At 66.6% G+C, this 4445-nt stretch carries 1 protein-coding gene; it reads left to right on the top strand.

The annotated features are described in order from the left end of the window. Nucleotides 1–123 precede the first annotated feature (123 nt). Nucleotides 124–4445: non-ribosomal peptide synthetase (locus GC106_RS46870; RefSeq protein WP_312873460.1), on the top strand; the 4322-nt coding region annotated here is incomplete at its 3' end.

Here is a 4445-nt window from a genome sequence, read left to right as displayed (position 1 = left end):
GGTCGTGTGGTGTTGCGGTGTCAGGCGGCGGATAGTGTTGTGGGGTTGCCGTCGGGGTTTTTTGACACTGTGGTGTTGAACTCGGTGGTGCAGTATTTCCCGAGTGGTGGGTATTTGGCGCGGGTGTTGGAGCAGTTGCTGGATCTGGTTGTTCCTGGTGGCCGGGTGCTGATCGGTGACGTCCGAAACGCTGACACCCTCCGCATGCTGCACACCGGCATTCGTTTGGCCGACGCCACGGGCACGCAGGATCCGGCGCAGATCCAAGCCGCGGTGGACCGGGCTGTCCTGCTGGAGAAGGAACTCGTGCTTTCCCCGAGTTTCTTCGCCGGGTTCGATGCCGCGGTGGACGTGCGGCTCAAACGGGGTGGATACCACAACGAGCTGACACGGCATCGGTACGAAGTCGTCCTGCACAAGCAGCCGACACACGTCGTGTCACTGGATGGTGCACAGGAACTTGTCTGGGGCCGCGACGTATCAGCCATCACCGACCTTCCTGCCACAGTGGACAGTCCGGTCCGGGTGACCGGTCTGCCGAACGCACGGTTGGCCGCTGAAGCCCTGGATCGCACCGGCCGTCCGGTCATCGCCGACGCGGTGGACCCAGAGGACGTCGTGGCATGGGGCGAAGAACGGGGAAACATCGTCGTCACCACGTGGCACCACGAGAACGCCGCACAGTTCGACGCGCTGCTGTTGCCCAAGGACATGGCAGGAAAGGTGCTGTCCGGAGTGCACCGGCCCGGTGGCACGACAGGGCCGTTGGCCAACCAGCCGACCGCCGCTCGTACCGTCACCGGGTTGCCGAGTTCGGTACGTGAGTTCGCCGCACAGCATCTCCCGGTCCACATGGTGCCGTCCGCGGTCATGGTCGTCGGCTCGATGCCGTTGACGCCCAGCGGAAAGCTGGACCGACGCGCACTGCCCGCACCTGAATTCGGGACGGCACAGGGCAGGCAGGCGCGCGACCCACGCGAAGAGGCGCTCTGCGAGCTGTTCGCCGAGGTGCTCGGCCTGCCCAGGGTCGGCATCGACGACAACTTCTTCGTACTCGGTGGCCATTCGCTGCTCGCGACCCGCCTGGCCAGCCGGATTCGTGCCGTCCTCGGTGTCGAGATGGGCATCCGGACGCTGTTCGAGACGCCGACCGTGGCCGCCCTCGCGGGCCGGTTGTCCGGCGGCGGTGTCCGGGAACAGTTGGTGGCACAGCCACGTCCTGAGGTCGTGCCGCTCTCGTTCGCGCAGCAGCGACTGTGGTTCCTTTACAAGCTCGAAGGCGCTTCGGCCACGTACAACATGCCCGTCACGCTGCGGCTGACCGGCGACCTGGACGAAGCGGCGCTGCGGCTTGCGGTGCGTGACGTGGTCGACAGGCACGAAGCGCTTCGTACGGTGTTCCCCGAACACAACGGCACACCACGGCAACACGTACTCGACCTCGACGACGTGGACCTCGGCTGGGAGACCCGGGCGGCACGGCACGAGGACCTGCCTGGACTTCTGGCCGCGGTCGCCAGGCACACGTTCGAACTGAGCACCGACGCGCCCATCCGGGCCTGGCTGTTCGACCTGTCGGCGGACGACCGCATGCTGGTGCTGGCCATGCACCACATCGCCGGTGACGGCTGGTCCATGGCGCCACTGATCCGTGATCTGGTGACCGCGTACACCGCACGAACGGCCGGAAACGCTCCGGAATGGACGCCGCTGCCGGTGCAGTACGCGGACTACACGCTGTGGCACAACAAGATTCTCGGTGCCGAAGACGACCCGGAAAGCGCACTGGCCCGTCAGGTCAGGTACTGGACCGAGCAACTCGCCGGGCTGCCGGACGTGCTGCCGCTGCCGACCGACCGGCCACGCCCGCCGGTGGCGACCCATCACGGTGGCTTCCTGGAGTTCACCGTCCCGGCGCGGCTGTACGACCGGCTGCTCGAGCTGGCCGGTGAGTCGGGTGCGACCGTGTTCATGCTGTTGCAAGCCGGGATGGCGGCGCTGCTCACCCGGCTGGGCGCGGGCACGGACATCCCGCTGGGCGCGCCCATCGCGGGCCGGACCGACCAGGCACTCGACGACCTCGTCGGGTTCTTTGTCAACACACTGGTTCTGCGGACGGACACGTCCGGTGACCCGAGTTTCACCGCACTGGTCGAGCAGGTCCGGGAACGCAGCCTGGCCGCGTACGCCCATCAGGACGTGCCGTTCGAGCACTTGGTGGAGGTGCTCAACCCACGGCGCTCCGCCGCGTACCACCCGTTGTTCCAGGTCGCGCTCGCCCTGCAGAACGCGGCACGCGCGAAGTTCGAGGTCCCCGGCCTGCTTGTCGAGCCGTGGACCGCGCACACCGGCACAGCCCGGTTCGATCTGCTCTTCTCGTTGACCGAGGGATCGCCTGCCGCTGATGGGCGGTCGACCGGTATGGATGGTTTTGTCGAGTACGCGACGGACCTGTTCGACGCGGTCACCGTCGAACGGCTGGTACGGCATTGGATCCGGCTGCTTGAGCAGTTCGTCACCGAGCCCGATCGGCCTATCAGCCGTGCCCACCTCGACGCGGGGACCCGCGCTGTGCCCCGTCCCGCCGTGGAAGTCGCCGAGCTCTGCCCGGACATGCTTGCGGCACAAGCACAGCGGACACCCGATGCGATCGCGGTCGCCTGCGGCGCGGAGAAGCTCTCGTATGCCGATCTGCACCGCAGGTCCAATCAGTTGGCGCACTGGCTGATCGGGCGTGGTGTCGGTCCGGAGGACGTCGTCGGCGTGCTGGTGCCTCGGTCGATCGACACCATCGTGACGATCCTCGGTGTGCTCAAGAGCGGCGCGGCCTATCTGCCGTTGGACCCGGACTACCCGGCCGATCGCCTGGCGTTCATGCTCGCCGATGCGCGTCCGGCACTTGTACTGACCACATCGGACCTGGCGGAACGCCTGGCGGAGAGCTCCGGCGAACTCGTCCTGCTGGACTCGCTGACCGAGCTCAGCGAGATGCCGACAGCCATGCCGTCCGACGACGACCGCGTGTGCGCGCTACGGCCGGACCATCCGGCGTACGTGATGTACACGTCCGGATCCACCGGGAAGCCCAAGGGCGTGATGGTGTTGCATCGAGGTCTGCGCAACCTCGTCTCCTACACCGTCGCGGACCTGGGCGCGGACCGGCTCACCCGGATGCTGGCCACCACGTCGCTGAACTTCGACGTGTCGGTGTTCGAAATGTTCCCGCCGTTGGCCTGCGGCGGAACCGTGGAGGTGGTCAGCGACCTGCTCGGCCTGCTCGACCGGCCGGGTGACGCACCGGTCGGGCTGCTGAGCGCGGTACCGTCCGCGTTCTCCCAGTTTTTCGAGGCCGCGGCGCGTAAACCGGACGTGCGGACGGTCGTGTTCGGCGGCGAGGCCATCCCGGTGAACCTCGTGCAGACTCTGCACGACACATCCCCGGGCTGCCGAGTGGTCAACATCTACGGCCCGACCGAGGCTACCGTCTACGTCACCCGGTGGTACTCCGACGAGCGGGTCGCGGCCATCCCGCCGATCGGCGAACCGACAGCCAACACCACCGTGCACGTGCTCGACGAGCACCTTCGGCCAGTGCCCGCCGGCGTCACGGGTGAGCTGTACATCGGCGGTGTCCAGCTTGGTCGTGGCTACCTGCGCAGGCCAGGGCTGACCGGGGGCCGGTTCGTCGCCAATCCGTACGAGGCACCGGGCGCCCGGATGTACCGGACCGGGGACGTGGTGCGCTGGAACGCGGCAGGCGAGCTCGAGTTCCTCGGCAGGTCCGACGAGCAGGTCAAGATCCGCGGCTACCGGATCGAACCTGGCGAGGTGGCGGCGGTGCTGCGGTCACATCCCGGTGTGGCGCAGGCGGTTGTCGTGGTCCGTGAGGACCAGCCCGGTGACCGTCGCCTCGTGGGTTACGTCGTTCCCCATGAGGGCAACGCCACAGAGCACGCGGTGGACAAGGTGAGCGAATGGCGGGAGACATACGACTCGCTCTACGCCGACTCCCGTATAGACGTGTTCGGTGAGGATTTCACTGGTTGGGATAGTTCGTATACGGGTGTGCCGATTCCGTTGGGGGAGATGCGGGAGTGGCGTGCTGCTGTGGTGGAGCGGGTTCGTGGGTTGGGTGCTCGTCGGGTGTTGGAGGTGGGGGTTGGGTCTGGTTTGTTGTTGTCGCGGTTGGCTGGTGAGTGTGAGGTGTATTGGGGTACGGATTTTTCGGCTGCGGTGGTTGGTCGGTTGTCTGGTCAGGTTGAGGCTGCGGGGTTGGCTGGTCGTGTGGTGTTGCGGTGTCAGGCGGCGGATAGTGTTGTGGGGTTGCCGTCGGGGTTTTTTGACACTGTGGTGTTGAACTCGGTGGTGCAGTATTTCCCGAGTGGTGGGTATTTGGCGCGGGTGTTGGAGCAGTTGCTGGATCTGGTTGTTCCTGGTGGCCGGGT

Origin of the sequence: Kibdelosporangium persicum (genome assembly GCF_013280595.1) — a bacterium.
GTDB lineage: Bacteria > Actinomycetota > Actinomycetes > Mycobacteriales > Pseudonocardiaceae > Kibdelosporangium > Kibdelosporangium persicum.
Note: the sequence above shows the minus strand (reverse complement) of the source record. Positions and strands in the feature narration are given on the sequence as shown.